Raw genomic sequence first — 17,370 nt, 5'->3', positions numbered from 1 at the left:
ATCATGAAGAAATATTTTATATACCTATTTGCAGTAATTGCGCTTGTATTTGCCAACGGCTGTACCAAATTAGATCAGGAGTTTTACAGCTCGGTTACCCCTGAAACATTCTTTAAAAGTGAAAAAGATATAAAAGCGGCATTGTTCCGTCCTTTTACGCACGCCAAATGGTACCTTGGGGAAGACCGCTGGAGGTTACAGGAATATACTGCAGACAATTTTGCGATCACAACCAAAGGAAGGCATTGGTATAATGGAGGAGAAAATGAGCGGTATCACTATCATCGGTGGACACCCGATGATGGTTGGATTTGGGGCAGCTGGCGTGGAACACTGATGGGTGTAGCTCTCGCACTGGATGCCAAGAGTGACCTTTCGAAGTTGGATTACACGAAATTTTCCCTCACAGCAGAAGATCAGGCTGCGCACCTTGCCCAGTTGGATGCGCTGATCGCGTTCTTCTATTTACGGGGGCTCGATTTCTTTGGAGGCATGCCTATTTTTGATTCTCTAGAAGGGGAGTCTTTACCACGAAATACCGATGAGGAACAGTTCAATCATATTGAAGCTTTACTTAAGGATGCGATTACAAAACTTCCTGTGAAAGAAGAGGGTAGCGCAGAAGAAGGTGCAATAACAAAGGGAGCCGCAGCCGCCATGCTTGCGCAACTGTATTTTAATGCCGAAAGTTACATCGGTAAACCAATGTACGAGCAAGCGAAAGAAATTGCACAAGGTATCGTTAACAATGAGTATGGCATCTACAGTCTGGATACCGAATGGTACGGGCCGCACAGCTTTACGAATGATAAGTCTCCAGAAATTATATGGTCGATGCCATCAGAGTTTAAAAAGCTAGAGTATAATTGGTTTTACGCTGATTTCTATCATTATAACACGCGTCAATATTTTAATCAGGACATGGGCGCTAACAATGGCGCCCATTTAACACCTTCCAGAAAGCCGGATGGTTCGCTTTATACGTCAGATTTTAAACTGGGTTCACCCTATGAAAAATTTGACGATAGTGATTTGCGCAAGAAACCATATAAATACAACGGTAATGGAAACTATGAGGGGATGTTTATAATTGGGCCACACCTGACGCCAGACGGCAAAGCCATAAATGGTGGCGAAGAGTATAACGGCGAGCCTTTGGTATTTGTGGATCAGGTAGCTCGTTTCTCTGAGGTTGGACCTGGTAAAGAATACAGCAGTATAAGCCAACTTCCTTCAAAAATGTCTGAAGGTGAAGAGAATACCGGCGTACGTTTGGTAAAAGTCCCTATTCCCAATCTGGCCGAAAATACATTGCGATGGGGAGCGGACTTCCCAATTATTCGGCTAGCGGAAATCTACTACATGTTAGCTGAATGCCATTTCCGTTCGGGGAATGCCGGTTTAGCGGCTGATCTAATCAATCAGGTGCGCAAGCGCAATTTTGAAAATGGAAGTGATCCAGATCCGGTTACCGCTGCAAATCTGGATAAATACCGTTTTTTGGATGAATGGAGCATCGAGTTTTTAGGTGAAGGTAGAAGGAGAACCGACCTGATCCGCTGGGGTGCCTTTGTCACCGAGAGCTGGTGGGATCATACACCGAGCAATTCGGAACACCTGAAACGTTTTCCGGTACCTAATGAAGCGATTGCAGGTAACAATAACTTAGCTCAGAATCCGGGTTATTAGTGGATTTTGTAAATCGTTTTTAACATGAAGGATCCTGTCATGCGCTTATGCAAGGCAGGATCTTTTTTTTAGAGATGTTTCGCTTTTACTACCCATCGTGCAGCACTAAATATCCGTAGTGCCGAACTTATCTTATAATAATTTAGGAACATAAGCTTAATATTCTCCTAATACTCTATAGCTAGCTTTGCCGCTTCAAACTATAGATATAGATACATGCACTTAGACTTTTACAAAATTCGATTTGTTATCATTGCTCTTGTTTTTATTTGGGGTATTGATTCCGGGTCGGTATTCGGTGGGCAACAAAGGAATGTTGTAGGCACCGTTAGAGATGGTAGCGGACAGCCGCTTATCGGAGTTGGTGTTAGCGAAAAAAACACACTCAATCAGACCTCAACTGATAATAATGGTCGGTATTCGATTAGCACAACTGGCGAAAACCCTGTGTTGGTTTTCAATTACCTGGGTTTCGAATCGATTGAAATATCCGTTTCTTCAGAAAATCACGATGTGGTACTTCAGGAATCTGCTTTTGCACTAAATGATGTGGTAATCGTAGGTTACGGTACACAGAAGAAAGAAAATTTAACAGGTTCGGTGTCGGCCGTAAACGGTGAGGAGCTGGCAAAGAGACCCGTAATGCGGGCATCTGCCGCTTTACAGGGTCTTGCGCCGGGGGTAACCGTTACACAACGGAGCGGCGAACCGGGAAGCGACGGAGGTACAATCCGAATCCGTGGTATCGGGACGCTTGGAAATTCGAACCCCTTGGTTCTGGTCGATGGTGTTGAGGAGAACATCGATGGTGTCGATCCGAACGACATCGAAAATATTTCGATTTTAAAGGATGCGGCCTCGGCTTCTATTTATGGTTCACGCGCAGCAAACGGTGTGGTTTTAATCACAACGAAAAAAGCCAAGGCTAACAAACTTTCGATAGATTATAAGAACTATTTCGGCTGGCAGGAATTTACTGAGCTACCTGAATATGCAGACGGTTATACCTATATGAGTAAGCTTAATGAGGCTTATGAAAATATGGGGCGGACTCCGCTGTACAGTGAGGAATATTTGGCTGAATATCAGGATAATTATTTGACTAATCCAGATCAGTACCCCAATGTGGATTGGCAGGATGAAGTGTTTACGGGGTCAGGGGCTCTGCAAAATCATTACCTGAGCATTAGCGGCGGACAAATGGTTAAGATTTATAGTTCATTTGGCTATCAGGATCAAAAAGGGATTTTACCGGGTTTCCAATCAAAACGCTATTCCCTGCGGTTGAATGCAAACATGGATGTGCTTGATAATCTGCAGGCAGCAGTCATGTTGAACGGTCGCCACTCTCCATTGCATTCCCCGGCCGACGCGGGCGCTATCTTGCAAGGGGTAAACAGAACACCGCCAATCTTTGCATCTCAGTTTTCGGACGGACGTTATGGTGCGGGCATGAACGGTAACAACCCGCTGGCACAGAGTATAACCGGTGGGTCAGGACTCAATACATACGATAGCTTTAGGTCTACTTTTCAAGTAAATTATCAACCGATTGATGTGTTGGATTTTGAACTGAGCTATACGCCTGATTTTTCATGGAGCAACGGAAAGCGGTTTACGCAGGCGATCGATACCTATGACTTCGATGGAACAAGTCCGGCATTTACCGTTCCGGTGCGTTCTACATTGAATCAAAGTAGTAATCGGTCCCTGACAAATACCTTGCGCTTGCTTGGTCGATTTGAACAACGCTTTAATGACCACGATGTAAAATTGCTGGCAGGAGGGGAGCAGATAGCCTACAACTATCAATCACTGAATGCGGGGCGCGAGGATTATCCGTTTCCGGAATATCAACAACTGGATGCCGGCTCAATCGAATATATGACCAATAGCGGATCGGCAACGGAATGGTCGCTCCGGTCTTTCTTTAGTCGCTTGAATTACAGCTATAAAGATAAGTACTTAGTGGAGGCGAATGTGCGGGTTGACGGGTCTTCGCGCTTTTATACTGGTTATAAATGGGGGACCTTCCCCAGCTTCTCTGTGGGCTGGAGGCTTTCTCAAGAGAGCTTCCTGGAAAACGCTTCTTGGCTGAATGAGCTAAAACTAAGGGCCTCTTGGGGACAGCTTGGCAATCAGCTGATTGGTGATTATCCGTTTGCTTCTGTTATCAATCTGGGTCAGAGCTATAATTATGGTGGCGGACCAGTAGATGGTGGTACGCAGCTGAATATGGCGAATGAATTGATATCCTGGGAAGCAACGACCTCGTCGAATATCGGTTTGGATATGTCAGTTCTAGACAATAAGTTGGGGTTCTCATTTGACTATTATAAGCGACTGACGTCAGAGATTTTGTTGCAGCTGCCGATTCCCGCACTTATTGGGCAGAACGAACCCTATCAGAATGCGGGGGAGGTAAAAAATACGGGTTGGGATTTATCTGTTTTCTATAATCAGTCGGCTAAATCTTTTAAATACCGCTTGGGTTTGAACCTATCGGATGTGAAAAACGAAATCGTGGATCTGAAGGGAGCCGGGCCAATTATCAGTGCCTACACCTTTAACCAGGAAGGCTATCCGATTAATACACTTTTCGGCTATCAGGCATTAGGCTTATTCCAAACTGAAGAGGAGGTTGAAAACTCTCCTGAGCAAATTGGGATTTATGGACCTGGAGATATCAAGTATCTGGATGTTGATGGCGACGGCAAGATCGGGCCTGAAGATAGAAAGCCAATTGGGAACACCATTCCGCGTTATACCTTTGGGTTTAACTTTTTCGGTGAATATAAAGGCTTTGATCTGAGTTTCCTGATCCAAGGTATATTTGATACCGATGTGATGTTAGAACGTGACGCTGCCTGGGCATTCTACAATGCCGGGAAGATCAAAACCTGGCAGTTGGATACATGGACTCCAGAAAACACGGATGCTGCATATCCACGACTGATTGCTGAGCGAACGCATAATAATTTTGAGCGGTCGAGTTACTGGGTTTACGATGCTTCGTATATCCGCTTGAAAAACTTGCAGCTGGGCTATACATTTCCTCAGCAACTGATCTCAAGAACACCATTCTCCAAAATCAGGATCTATGCGACGGGTGACAATCTGTTTACCAAACACGAAATGCCGCAAGGATGGGATCCAGAAAGGCCAAATGGGGACGTGGGTGCTTACCCGATTGCTAAAACCTTCACATTTGGACTGAATATCACGCTTTAAGAACAAAATCATGAAATTATATAAAATAGCTATTATTTTCGTTGCGCTTTGCATGTCTTCATGTAAAGAGGAGTTTCTAGAAAAAGCTCCCTTAGATAATCCGTCAAGTGCGACATTTTTCTCTAATCAAAAAGAACTGGAAATCGCTTTAAACGGTGCGTATCGTTCGCTTTATTGGCATTCGTACAAGGTGCCTTATGTGTTATGGTTAGACGCAGCGACCGATCTGGCTTGGTCCAGAGGAGATTTTGGTGGAGTATTAACCATCCAAGGTGGTCAGTTTACTCCCGAAACAGAGATATTCTACACAGTTTGGTCGCATATGTATACAGCGATATCGAAAGCGAATAACATTCTCGATAACATGGAAAGAGCGAAGGAAGTTGTTAGCCCTGAATTTTATTCTGATGCCGAAGCTCAAGCGAGGTTTCTTCGTGCTTATTTTTACACCTATCTTGTAACCTTGTATGGCGATGTACCTTGGGTAGACCACATGCTTTCGATTGATGAAGCGCAGCTCCCCCGCACAGCCAAAGAAGAGGTGATTGCCAATATATACAGTGACCTGGATTTTGCTGCTTCGAATTTACCCGTTACCAGATCAGGAGGGGAAATAGGAAAGGCGACTAAAGGGGCAGCTTTGACACTGAAAGCAAGACTTGCTTTAATTTCAGGAGATTACCGTACGGCAAGTGAGGCGGCAAAAGAGGTCATGGATTTAGGGGTTTATGAAATCTACCCATCGTATTTCGACTTGTTCCAACATAAGGGTGCCGATTCAAAAGAATCAATTTTTGCGCAGCACTACCATATGGATGTATTTACTACAGCAGTTCCCAGATACCTGACTAATCGTGCTTCGGCAGGCTATTCAGTCTTGATCCCTACGCAGACGATGGTAGATATGTATGCTAGCATTGATGGCAAGCCGATCGACGAATCCCCCTTATATAATCCGTCTAAACCGTTTGAGAACAGAGATCCCCGTTTGGACCAATCAATCGTATTACCGGGCGAATGGATCAACGATTTATGGTTTCAGACCCACCCAGATAGTACGAGGACGTTCTCCAGAAGTGCTGATGGTACCTTAAGTCGCGTGAACAACGTTGAAGTAACCAACGCCTATGCTACCTTTACTGGGTATTTATGGAATAAATATCACGACGAGAGCGATATACCGCATGACAATACACAGTCAACTCTGCCCATCATGATGATGCGCTATGCCGAAGTGTTGTTGACGTATGCGGAAGCAAAGATTGAGTTAAATGAAATTGACCAAAGCGTCATAAACGCTATTAATCAAGTTCGTGGAAGAGAAAGCGTAAAAATGCCTCTCGTGCAAATGTCATCTCAGGATGAACTTAGAAAAGTTGTGCGGTACGAGAGAACAATAGAATTGGCACTGGAGGGTTTTCGTTTGTTCGATATCAGGCGCTGGAAAATTGCAGAACATGTGATGCCCGGAAATGTGTTGGGTAGGAGGCATAAAGCAACCTGGTTTGATAAAATCACCCCAAATATCGATGAATTCGGGCATCCATCTTATCCGAATGAAACAGATATCTTTCAGGTAATCAGTGTCAATCAATTTGACAAATCAAAACATTACCTATGGCCGATCCCGCAAAAGGAAAGGGATGTCGTGAAAGAATTAACACAGAATCCGGGATATTAGATCTAGTATAATTGTTGGCTTTTTGCCAACAATTATTTATATTTTGTATCTGTTTGATGCAGATATGTATATTGTTAGTGCTAGAAAGCTAGATGTCTTTGTAAGGAAAAGGGTACGGTGAGTAAGGTCTTGAATTACAAACAAGCGTTATCCATTAAGATGATCCGTGAGTTTAGCCGACTTTTAAAAATCCCAGCAGACTTACTTATACCGGAATACCCATTAAGAAATAAACCATTATCAGGGACGCTTTAAACACATGGGGCTTGTTACCTGCTGCACTTTCGTCAGGAATGGGTTTGGAAATTCAGAAACCTTTAGCCATTATGATTGTAGGGGGATTGTTGATTTGTATGGTTTTATCGCTGACTGTATTGCCGCAAGTATTTTATCCGTGTTACCGGAAAAAGTAAACTGTAAGTGTGTCTTCGATTCAAATATCGAAGACACACTTGTTCCTACAGAATTGATTTTATTCTGTCATTTTCAATCCTAGTTCGACTGTGCCTAAATCCTCTACGGATCCGGTACTCACATGAACATTTTCAATGGTTTCTTTAGCGTAGGGGTCTGCCGGGTCTAATACGACTTTGTAAGTACCTTCGGAAAGTCCGGGTAACCAGAACCTTCCATCTGAGTCGATAATTGTACCAACTGAGTCTGTCCCATCAATAGCATATATATACGGATTGGCTTCCAGTGGAATTACTGTCCCGGTGATTGCTCCGGAAACAGCTTCAGGAATGGCTCGTATCACTGGCTTTAACAGATAACCTCCGTTTCCTGTCTGTACAATAGATTGTGCCGCGTCAAAATCGAGCAAAAGTGTATATGCTAAATTAGGAACAAGCTCGTCATGGACTTTTAACTTGACACCAGAACTTTGGCCACTGGGTGTCTTTAGCTCATGCCGTACACCATCAACAACAACATAGTTGTCATCATCATCGAGGATTAAACGTATCTCTTGGATAGTTCCCGAAGGGACATCCCCTCCAGCGATAACAGTATCCCTGCCCATACGGTAAAGTAGAATATCGAACGGGTCGCCGTCCACATCAATTGACTCTCTACCTCCGGATGTAAGAATTTGAATTTCTTCGACATCGAGGAATATAGCATCGAAAGGAGCGGGGGCATCTGTCATTTTAATGGTAACGGGAGTGCGCTCAGTCGTTTCGTTGTTATTATCGCACGCCGTAAATCCGAGTACAGCTATACAACTGAACAAAGTAAGTATCTTTTTCATATTTCAATTTTTAAGATATTAATACAAAAGTAAACTAGCTGATTAGTCGACTGGTGGTGTATACAAATATTAAGCCAATGTGGTTAAAGAAAGAAGTGGCTTGGTATTTGTTATTCCTAACCACATGAAAAAGAATGTAAGAAAATACCTTTTATATCTAACAATGATTGCCAGTGTAGCGTTCATCTCTTCATGCGCAACATATTCCAATGGTCGAGGAAATAACGGTATCCCTCCCGGTCAAGCAAAAAAAATATTCGGTACAAAGTCAGCCAAGCCTTTTGCGCCGGGTCAGAGAAAGAAACAAGGTAACCGGGGTCGCGGTAATGGTAATAAAGGGAAACATCATAAGCACCGGAGCACCGTTATCTATATTACGCCAAACGGTATTAATTGATTGTTAGAATACGGTACCAGCAATCAATATGGTGCTGATAACCAGCAACCCCAGTATACATGTATTATCATATAATACGCAAACACAAGAATATTAACTTAATTTAGCAATAGGAAGACGTAGCGCTTTTTTGGATGTGAAAATTAAATTACTTCAAGAAGTATTCAAAAAAAGTGTACATCATGTCGACGGCCTCTTCAGACAATGTGTGTTTGGGTCTATTTGTCATAGCTACGCGTTCTTTTTGTCCTAACAGTTCATTCACTGCAACACTGTGATTCAGAACTGTCCATCGTGTGATGGGGTCTTCAGCGCCACCCAGAACCAAGAAAGGGCGGGGCGCCATGAGTGCATGAAGTTCGTGTAGGTTTTTCTTGTCTGCTCTGAGTTGATTATAGACACCATAAGCTGGATTATCTTGGGTAATCAAACCCCGTTTTCGCCAGGGTTTGGGATGGAAACCTAAATACCAGGGTTCCCAATAATTTATTGACCCACGATCTTCTTGCATAACAATCCCAGGATCGGACCAGACGGAAGCAGCAAAATTATCGGTAAGACAAGCTGCAAACATGGCCCATTTACCTCCAAAAGAGTGTCCTGCGATGCCAACTCTTTTTGAATCAACATCTTTTCTGTTAATTAAAGCATAGTAAGCAGCATTAGCGGCATAGCCGAGCATAGATAACGGTTGCACTGAGACACTGTCTATGGATGGATAATAAAGCGAATACTCATGTCTGGCTGATGCTTCATCTGTCCCTAAGGCTAGGGTTATGAAACCTCGCTTTGCCAGCTCGATAGCAGTATATCGGTACGGGAGAAGTTTTTCACCTCGTGGGCCGATACCAAGGGTGGCTCCGGCCTCATAAAAGACGGTAACTACGGCAGGCATTTTACTAGTTACATTTTTGGGTACTAGCAGGTATCCTTTGGTAAACTCGTTAGGCGTCCATTTAAACCTGACAGTATACTGGGTGTAACTGTCTTTGTCAACCGAATCAAGGTACTGAAAGGTTTGGTTTTTATCCAGCTCTGGCCATTTACCCAAGTAGCTTTCCCAATCGGCTCTAATTTCTTGTCTACGTTGTGTCCATTGTTCTGGAGTTTTGACCTTTTCCCCATTTTCAAAAATTAATGGCGAACGATAGTCACCGAAATTATTTTTCAGAGAATCAGGCGGATAAAAGTAAGGACTAAGTTTTTGATGAAGTTCGTCTTTTTGAGCGAATGCGCATTGGAATGTTAAAATAAATATTAAAATAGAACTTGAAACGTTTTTCATAATTTAGGTTATAGGTTATTATATCATTGTTTTCAAAAAGTCAACTTTCCCCGTTTCTACATCATAAAAAGCTCCAACTATACCGATTTCTCCATTTTCATACATTTCACGTAAGATGGAGCTTCTATTTAAAACCTCTTCAATTGTATGTTCTACATGACGGGAGGCTACTAAGTTAATACCTTCAACAGAATCAATTTCGACATCTGAGTGTTTCGTCTTTACATAGGCGATAGAGGGTTTCACTTTAGCAAGTAACTTGGTTAGATGCCCCAGTTCGGTTTCTTTGCATGCACCGGTGATTGCCCCACAACGTGAGTGGCCAAGAATAACGATAAGTTTGGAGCCGGCAAGTCGGCATGAAAACTCCATAGAACCTATTACATCATCGCTGAGCACGTTACCCGCAATGCGGATGCTAAAAATATCACCAAGTCCTTGGTCAAAAATAAGCTCTGCGGATGTCCGGCTGTCAATACAGCTTAAAATTGCAGCAAAAGGGAATTGCCCGTTTTTTGACTCATTTACTTGCTCTAATAGATTGCCATGTGCTTTCAAGTTGTTAACGAAGCGCTGGTTGCCTTCTTTCAAAAAAGACAGCGCCCGTGCAGGAGTCACCGAGCGCTGATCTTCGATATTGTGTAATCTCATTTGTGTTGATTTTTTACAAATGTAAAAAAACTTAGCACTTTCGTGAGATCTAATTCGATTTCTTGGATGAACCTTTTGTGTTAGCGCTATTCATTTGTGTTAGCGCTATTCATCGCGATTTTTGTAAGCAATTCATCAGTTTGCTTTTCTTCGTTCAATGTCTGGGAAAGTAGTTTTTCGGCTTCCTTGTGTTTCATGAGATTTGCGTATGTGACCAAACACCCATAACTCGCAATTTCATAATGCTCTACTTTTTGTGCAGCAGCTATTAACGCGGCATCCAATACATCTTTACTATCTTCGAAGCTTTCGATGATTTCATCTGCTTCTCCTAATAGCCCTTCCATTGCTTTACATTTTTTGCCCCGGGCGGACAAATCAATGGATTGAAAAACATTTTTTAAACGGTCAATATGTTGTTCTGTCTGTGTATAGTGTTCGTCAAAAGCAGTCTTCAGTTTATCGCTAACAGCTGAAGAAGACATTTTCTTTAAACCTTTAAGAAGTTGGCGCTCTGCCCCTAAAATATCCCGAAGTTCATCTACAAAAAGTTCATGAAGGTGAGCATTGGGCATCTTGTCATTTGATTGTTTTGTGGTTGCCATAATGATTAATTTTTAAGTATGATAATTATTTATGGGGACTAACACAAGCTGTCAAAAAAGGTTTAGATTAAAAAAAATACATTTTAAAAAATTAAGTCGTTATATTTGTTACAGTTCCCAATATGAAAACCTTAATCTCATTTTTTAACCCTTATCATGTATCCCCCAGACTAGCCGACTTGTATCATAACCAATAGCTTTTGCAATTCTAACATATGAACGTTTTATATCGTCAGGCAATTTCATGTTTCGAGACAAAATCCATAAATAGTTGAGATTCCTCCCCGCGACAAGAGCATACAAATAATGTTCATCTATTGCGACCACATTGTAGCCTGAATAAAAAGGCCCAAAAAAACTCACGCGAAGTGCTGCCATATTTTCATCATCCCAAAACTTTGCTTTACCTTCAACAGACTGCCATTTTTGTTTTTTAAAATTATAACCTTTATTAACGACTTTAATAAGACCGTCTTCCCTCAAGGTATATTCGGCACTTACATTGTCTAAGTTTTTTTCGAAACGAAAGTCGATACGGGCAACTTCGTACCAAACGCCGAGGTAACGTTCGAGATCAAAGTTCTCTATAGGCTGAGCTTTTTCGGGCATTTGCTTTCTTAAAGCATAAGCGACTACCGCGCCCAGTGATGCTAAGGCGGCGGCTGTGCCAGCTATGGTGATTTTTTTGTTCATGTTATTTTAACAGTACTATGCCATGAATGTTTAAAACATCTTGTAGAAAAAACAAGTTTAATCCCTGTTGGTTGTTCATACAGTAACATATCACGAAAAACACCATCAAATTGCTAAAATTCACAAAAAAAGGTATTTACTGTGTCCCCGGAAAGTTTCATATCGATCCTTGGGAGCCAGTTGACCATGCGATTATAACTCATGGACATGGTGACCATGCGCGTGCGGGGATGAAGCATTATTTGTGTCACAACTTTACAATTCCGATTCTTAAAAGCCGACTTGGGCCGCTGAGTTCACAGGGCCTAGAATACGGTGAATCCTTAGATATCAATGGAGTCAAGGTCTCTCTTCATCCTGCTGGACATATCATTGGTTCGGCACAGGTGCGCCTGGAATACAAAGGAAGGGTGATTGTGGTTTCGGGCGATTATAAACTCCAAGATGATGGATTATCAACTCCTTTTGAAATTGTTAAATGTGATGAATTCATTAGTGAAAGCACTTTTGGTCTCCCAATCTACAATTGGATGGAAGTAGAGCTCCAAAATGAATTGTTACGAAATTGGGTATTGCAAAACCGGGCAAATGGAAAAACTTCAGTAATTATAGGCTACTCGCTAGGAAAAGCACAACGGATTATGAAAGCTCTGGAAGGTATCACACGTTTGAATGTACATTACTCTGTTGGAAAACTCAATGAGGCTTACGAAAGTGTTGGTGTTAAATTACCGAACTATCGGGTTGTTGATTTTCAACATGACATCAAAAACGTTGACAAGGAAGTTGTTGTCGTACCCCCGTCTTTGCTAGATTCAAATATTATTCGAAAAATACCGAATGCTGTGAACGCGATCTGTTCTGGTTGGATGCAAGTTCGAGGTGCCAGACGTTGGCGTAGCGCAGATGCGGGTTTCCCAATAAGTGACCATGTGGACTGGAGAGGATTATTAGAGACTATAAAAGCAACGGAAGCCGAAAAAATTTACATAACACACGGACAGACGGCCGTTTTTACGAAATATCTAAATGAGATAGGTATTGATGCAGCCGAACTAACTACCGAGTTTGTAGGAGAGGAGGAGTAACTTGAAGGTATTTGCCGATTTAATTAACGCTCTGGACAGTACAAATAAAACCAATCAAAAGCTGGATGCTATTGAACGATTTCTCAATAACGCGTCTGAACGTGACAAACTATGGTTCCTGGCTTTGTTTACTGGAAAACGTCCTAAAAGAAATGTCAATACAAAGCTTATGAAGCAATGGGCAATGGAGCTTGCGGACATTCCAGAATGGTTATTTCAGGAAAGTTATGCATCGGTTGGCGATCTGGGAGAAACGATTTCATTGATTTTGCCCGAACCGTTAGCCTATATAGATCGCGACATTGCAGATTGGATGGATTTGATTGCCAACTTAAAAGATAAAACAGATGGAGAGAAAAAAGCATTTGTACTTTCGAGCTGGGCACATCTGCCGCAACTGGAACGCTTTATCTTTAACAAATTGTTGGGCGGGAGTTTTCGTGTGGGAGTTTCATCAAAGACACTCGTGAATGCAATCGCGAGGTTCTATCAATTAGATGCAAGTGCAGTGGCGCATTCCATAATGGGTAACTGGGAAAGAGATGAGGTCTCATTCGAAAAACTGATACGCGGAGAATATGCCGATACGCAGTTGTCAAAACCTTACCCGTTTTGCCTTGCTTATGCGGTAAATAAAAAACCAGAGGATTTGGGTGCGTTAAATCAATGGCAGGTAGAATATAAATGGGATGGTATTCGCGCTCAACTTATTAAGCGAAAGGGTGAGGTGTTTGTCTGGTCGCGCGGAGAGGAGCTGGTAACTCACCAATTTCCGGAAATTCGAGACGCTTTGCTTAATTTTAAATGTGATTTTGTAATGGACGGAGAACTACTCGCCTACAGGGATGGGCGTGTACTGAATTTCGCTGAATTGCAAAAGCGATTAAATCGTAAAAATATTAGTAAAAAAATGTTGGATGATATTCCAGCAGTCGTTTTTGCTTACGACTTAATTGAATGGCAAGGTGAAGACATTAGGGGTAAAACCCTAGCTGAAAGAAGGAACATTTTGGAAGAACTTTTGGAAATAGAATTAGATAATCGCATTTTTCTTTCAAAAGTTATATTCGCGACTAGCTGGGGTGAGCTATACGAAGAAAGGGATAAAGCTCGAAATATCAATAGTGAAGGGCTGATGCTGAAACATAAAAATTCTCTCTACCATGCGGGTCGAAAACGAGGAGATTGGTGGAAATGGAAGATTGACCCGCTGACGATTGACGCAGTGTTGATTTATGCCCAGAAAGGCAGTGGCAGACGTAGTGCTTATTATACAGATTACACCTTCGCAGTCAAGCAGGGTGATCAGTTAGTTACAATTGCCAAGGCCTACTCAGGGTTAACTGACACGGAGATTAAAGAAGTAAGCCGTTTTGTAACTCGAAATGCGATTGAGAAATTTGGGCCGGTGCGGACGGTTAAGCCTGAGTTGGTCTTCGAAATAGCTTTTGAAGGTATTGGGTACAGTAAGCGACATAAATCTGGAGTAGCGTTACGCTTTCCACGAATTGTACGTTGGCGGAAAGATAAGTTACTGAGCGAAATAGATGATATAGAAGAAATTAAAAAATTAATCTCCTGATGGCGAAGGAACCGATACAAAACACTGGAGGCTATAGACTCGTCACCGATTGGATGGCGACTATGGGAAACGCCCCATTTGAATTTCAGAAAAAAACTTGGGAGAATTTTGACAGGGGGTACAGTGGTATGGTGGTAGCACCCACAGGCTTTGGTAAAACTTTTTCGGTTTTTCTGGCTGTAGTCATCGACTTTATTAATCATTCGGATAGTTATCAGCCAGGCTTGAAATTACTGTGGATAACGCCACTCCGTTCGTTGGCCAAGGATCTCGCAAAAGCTATGCAGGGGGCTGTCGACGGTATTGGATTGGATTGGGCAGTTGAAGTCAGGAATGGTGACACCGATGTAAAAATTAAACAAAGACAGACTCGTCAAATGCCGGATGTGCTGTTGGTTACTCCCGAAACCTTACATTTGTTACTTGCGCAAAAAGGAAGAACTAAGTTCTTTAGTACATTAAGGTGCATTGCCGTAGATGAATGGCACGAACTATTAGGGACGAAGCGGGGAGTGATGGTAGAGTTAGCTTTGGGGTACCTTCAAGGCTTGTATAAGGAGATTAAGGTTTGGGGGATTACGGCCACAATCGGGAACTTAAATGAGGCCTTGAAGGTATTACTTCCATCAGCAAAGCAACTAATTAAGGTGGTTGCTAAGGAAAAGAAGAAAATCGAAATAATCCCAGTGTTTCCAGATGAAGTTGAAGTTCTTCCTTGGGCTGGACACCTCGGTGGCAGGTTGGTAGAGAAGGTTGTTCCAATTATTGTACGAAGCAACTCGACCATCATCTTTACTAATACAAGAAGTCAAAGCGAAATTTGGTATCAATTACTGCTGGAAGCACATCCTGATTTTGCAGGCCAAATTGCTATACACCACAGTTCTATTGATAGTCATATTAGGCAATGGATCGAAGAAGCCCTTGGTGAAGGAAAATTGAAAGCAGTTATAGCTACGTCGTCGTTAGATTTGGGTATCGATTTAAAACCGGTAGATACCGTAATACAAATTGGTTCGAGTAAAGGAGTGGCACGATTTATACAGCGAGCGGGCAGGAGTGGTCATTCGCCTTTTGAAACTTCGAAAATATATTTTGTACCTACGCATTCACTTGAACTGATCGAAGGGGCGGCATTAAAAGAAGCAGTTCAAAAAGGAGTGATCGAAGAGAAGCAGCCGCTGGTATTGACCTATGATGTTTTGGTGCAGTTTCTAGTAACACTTGCTTTAGGTGGTGGCTTTAAATCGGAAGAATTATTTCCATTGGTTCAAAACACCTATGTTTTTTCAGAAATGACAAAAGATGACTGGAACTGGTGTCTTCAATTTATTACACTAGGAGGTAGCATCGGTCAGAATTATGAAGAATTCCATAAGGTAGTTAGGGGTGACGACGGCATATTCGTTGTTAAAAAAAGGCGGATTGCTATGCTTCACCGTATGAATATTGGCGTAATTGTCAGTGACGCTATGATGCGAGTGAAGTTCGTAACTGGAGGATATGTGGGTATGGTTGAGGAATATTTTATTTCTAAACTGAAACCGAATAGCAAATTTATTTTGGCGGGAAGGGTGTTAGAATTAGCTCGCATTAAAGAAATGACGATTTATGTGCGACTCTCTTCTGGGAAGGCAATAGCACCAGCCTGGCTCGGCGGGCGACTTCCTTTAAGTGCCAACCTGAGCCATTTCCTACGGAGAAAATTGGCTCAAGCCAGCAGAGTCAACTCTAGTGAACCTGAATTAAGGTTTTTGGCGCCGTTGTTTATTAAACAAGCAGAGAACTCTGGAATTCCTATGGAGGACGAGCTTTTAGTTGAAAAAATACAGACACGGGATGGACATCACCTTTTTATATATCCATTTGAAGGGCGCTTAGTTCATGAGGTGATGGCGTCTTTGATTGCGTACCGTATCAGCAAACTTTACCCGATCAGTTTCTCTATGGCAATGAATGACTATGGGTTCGAGCTGTTTTCTGATTCAGAAATTAATTTGGATAACGACCAGTTGCGAAAAATACTTACGAAGGAGAACTTAATGACGGATGTTTTTAGCAGTATAAACGCGACCGAAATGGCTAAAAGGAAATTTAGAGATATTGCAGTTATCTCTGGTTTAGTCGTTCAGAATATACCAGGATCTCAAAGAAGTTTTAAAAGTATACAGTCGTCGTCCGGTATTATTTTTCAAGTATTAGAAGAACATGACCCACAGAATCTTTTATTACGTCAGACCTACATGGAGGTTTTCAACCAACAGCTGGAAGAACCGCGGTTAATGGCTGCATTTGAACGCATAAGCCGAAGTAAGATCATTTATAGAGAATCATCGAAATTCACACCATTGAGTTTCCCGATCAAAGTTGATAGCTTGCGTCAATCTTTATCCAGTGAAGATCTTGCAAAGCGCATTGCGAAAATGCAAAACAATAGTCTGAAATCAGAGAAAAGGAAAAAATGAACACTCAAGAAATCGAGATCGTATTCGCTAACGAGAAATTGACGCTTAATAACCAGCGGTGTTTGTTTTGGAAACGAAAGATAATGTTGGTTTTGTCTGACCTGCACCTTGGAAAAGCTGCTCACTTCCGGAAAAGTGGGATTGCCATTCCAAAATTGGTGACTGTGGATGATCTAAATCGGCTAGAAAACCTATTAATCCATTACTCACCCGAAGAGCTTGTGATTGTTGGTGACTTAGTGCATGCAGAGACGAACAAGGAAATAAATTTATTCAATATACTTGCGTCAAAGTTTCCTACAATTCGTATCGTTTTGGTTCGGGGTAATCACGACCGTTTTTCAAATGAACAATTGGTTGCAATGGGTATCAACGAAGTGCTTAATGTCTTCCAAGCTGATCCAATAAGTTTTTCTCATAACTTTGTTACCGAACTAGATAGCCATTGGATCGTTGGCCACATTCATCCGGGGGTTCGCATTGAAATGCCAACGAAACGCTTTATGAGGCTTCCTTGTTTCGTAGTTACTGACACCCATATAGTTCTTCCCGCTTTTAGCCGTTTCACCGGATTAGATACTCAATATAATATGTCTAAAAAAGCAAAATATTTTGCTTTTGATGAGAAAACTATTTTTAAGATAGAACATTTCTGATTTTTCCGTGTTAAAAGTAGATGAATACCAAATCATAAATACAATAGTGAGCCCATTTCTATAAAAGTAAGAGCCTTGTCCTCCATGTGTATTTTGAA

Annotated in this window: 14 protein-coding genes; 9 read left to right on the top strand and 5 right to left on the bottom strand. The window is 42.0% G+C overall.

Features of this window, described 5'->3' with window-relative positions:
- The first annotated feature begins 3 nt into the window (after positions 1-3).
- The 4 genes from D3P12_RS10850 to D3P12_RS10835 all read left to right on the top strand — a co-directional run bounded on the left by D3P12_RS10850 (position 4) and on the right by D3P12_RS10835 (position 7,014).
- Positions 4-1,689: a RagB/SusD family nutrient uptake outer membrane protein gene (locus D3P12_RS10850; protein WP_118195414.1), complete on the top strand. Its 1,686-nt coding sequence runs from the start codon at positions 4-6 to the stop codon at positions 1,687-1,689.
- 216 nt (positions 1,690-1,905) lie between these two features.
- Positions 1,906-4,920, top strand: coding sequence for a SusC/RagA family TonB-linked outer membrane protein (locus D3P12_RS10845; protein ID WP_118195412.1), 3,015 nt, complete (start codon positions 1,906-1,908; stop codon positions 4,918-4,920).
- A 10-nt stretch (positions 4,921-4,930) separates the two neighbouring features.
- Entirely contained in the window at positions 4,931-6,601 is a 1,671-nt protein-coding gene (locus D3P12_RS10840; protein WP_118195410.1) for a RagB/SusD family nutrient uptake outer membrane protein, read from the top strand.
- 266 nt (positions 6,602-6,867) lie between these two features.
- On the top strand, positions 6,868-7,014 hold the full coding sequence (locus D3P12_RS10835; protein WP_262511132.1) for an efflux RND transporter permease subunit: 147 nt from the start codon (positions 6,868-6,870) through the stop codon (positions 7,012-7,014).
- A gap of 59 nt (positions 7,015-7,073) precedes the next feature.
- On the opposite strand, the gene D3P12_RS10830 is transcribed toward D3P12_RS10835, so the two are convergent.
- Entirely contained in the window at positions 7,074-7,850 is a 777-nt protein-coding gene (locus tag D3P12_RS10830) for a DUF4382 domain-containing protein (RefSeq protein WP_118195408.1), read from the bottom strand.
- 124 nt (positions 7,851-7,974) lie between these two features.
- Between D3P12_RS10830 and D3P12_RS15575 the strand changes: the two genes are divergently transcribed.
- Positions 7,975-8,247: a hypothetical protein gene (locus D3P12_RS15575; RefSeq protein ID WP_245977436.1), complete on the top strand. Its 273-nt coding sequence runs from the start codon at positions 7,975-7,977 to the stop codon at positions 8,245-8,247.
- 148 nt (positions 8,248-8,395) lie between these two features.
- Here D3P12_RS15575 and D3P12_RS10820 read toward each other — a convergent pair whose 3' ends face one another.
- From D3P12_RS10820 to D3P12_RS10805, 4 genes are all read right to left on the bottom strand, one after another.
- A complete protein-coding gene (locus D3P12_RS10820; protein ID WP_118195406.1) occupies positions 8,396-9,532 on the bottom strand; it encodes a prolyl oligopeptidase family serine peptidase in 1,137 nt (378 codons plus the stop codon).
- Between the two features lie 18 nt (positions 9,533-9,550).
- On the bottom strand, positions 9,551-10,183 hold the full coding sequence (locus D3P12_RS10815; RefSeq protein ID WP_118195404.1) for a carbonic anhydrase: 633 nt from the start codon (positions 10,181-10,183) through the stop codon (positions 9,551-9,553).
- An 86-nt stretch (positions 10,184-10,269) separates the two neighbouring features.
- The gene (locus tag D3P12_RS10810; RefSeq protein WP_118195403.1) at positions 10,270-10,788 is read right to left on the bottom strand and encodes a ferritin-like domain-containing protein; all 519 of its coding nucleotides are present in this window, start codon (positions 10,786-10,788) and stop codon (positions 10,270-10,272) included.
- 144 nt (positions 10,789-10,932) lie between these two features.
- A complete protein-coding gene (locus tag D3P12_RS10805; protein ID WP_118195401.1) occupies positions 10,933-11,481 on the bottom strand; it encodes a lipocalin family protein in 549 nt (182 codons plus the stop codon).
- 110 nt (positions 11,482-11,591) lie between these two features.
- On the opposite strand from D3P12_RS10805, the gene D3P12_RS10800 reads away from it, so the two are divergent.
- The 4 genes from D3P12_RS10800 to pdeM are packed head-to-tail and all read left to right on the top strand — an operon-like array spanning position 11,592 to position 17,272.
- Positions 11,592-12,569: a ligase-associated DNA damage response exonuclease gene (locus D3P12_RS10800; protein WP_245977435.1), complete on the top strand. Its 978-nt coding sequence runs from the start codon at positions 11,592-11,594 to the stop codon at positions 12,567-12,569.
- Position 12,570: 1 nt separating this feature from the next.
- Positions 12,571-14,151 carry an ATP-dependent DNA ligase gene (locus tag D3P12_RS10795; RefSeq protein ID WP_118195397.1) on the top strand — a complete coding sequence of 527 codons (1,581 nt, stop codon included), beginning with the start codon at positions 12,571-12,573 and terminating at the stop codon, positions 14,149-14,151.
- Positions 14,151-16,616: a ligase-associated DNA damage response DEXH box helicase gene (locus tag D3P12_RS10790; protein ID WP_118195395.1), complete on the top strand. Its 2,466-nt coding sequence runs from the start codon at positions 14,151-14,153 to the stop codon at positions 16,614-16,616. Before D3P12_RS10795 ends, D3P12_RS10790 begins: the two co-directional genes overlap by 1 nt.
- Positions 16,613-17,272 (top strand): ligase-associated DNA damage response endonuclease PdeM, encoded by a 660-nt coding sequence (pdeM, locus tag D3P12_RS10785; RefSeq protein WP_118195393.1) that lies wholly within the window; start codon positions 16,613-16,615, stop codon positions 17,270-17,272. Before D3P12_RS10790 ends, pdeM begins: the two co-directional genes overlap by 4 nt.
- The last annotated feature ends 98 nt before the right edge of the window (positions 17,273-17,370 follow it).

The sequence above is a fragment of the Pedobacter indicus genome (assembly GCF_003449035.1).
GTDB classification, from domain to species: Bacteria; Bacteroidota; Bacteroidia; order Sphingobacteriales; family Sphingobacteriaceae; genus Albibacterium; species Albibacterium indicum.
Note: the sequence above shows the minus strand (reverse complement) of the source record. Positions and strands in the feature narration are given on the sequence as shown.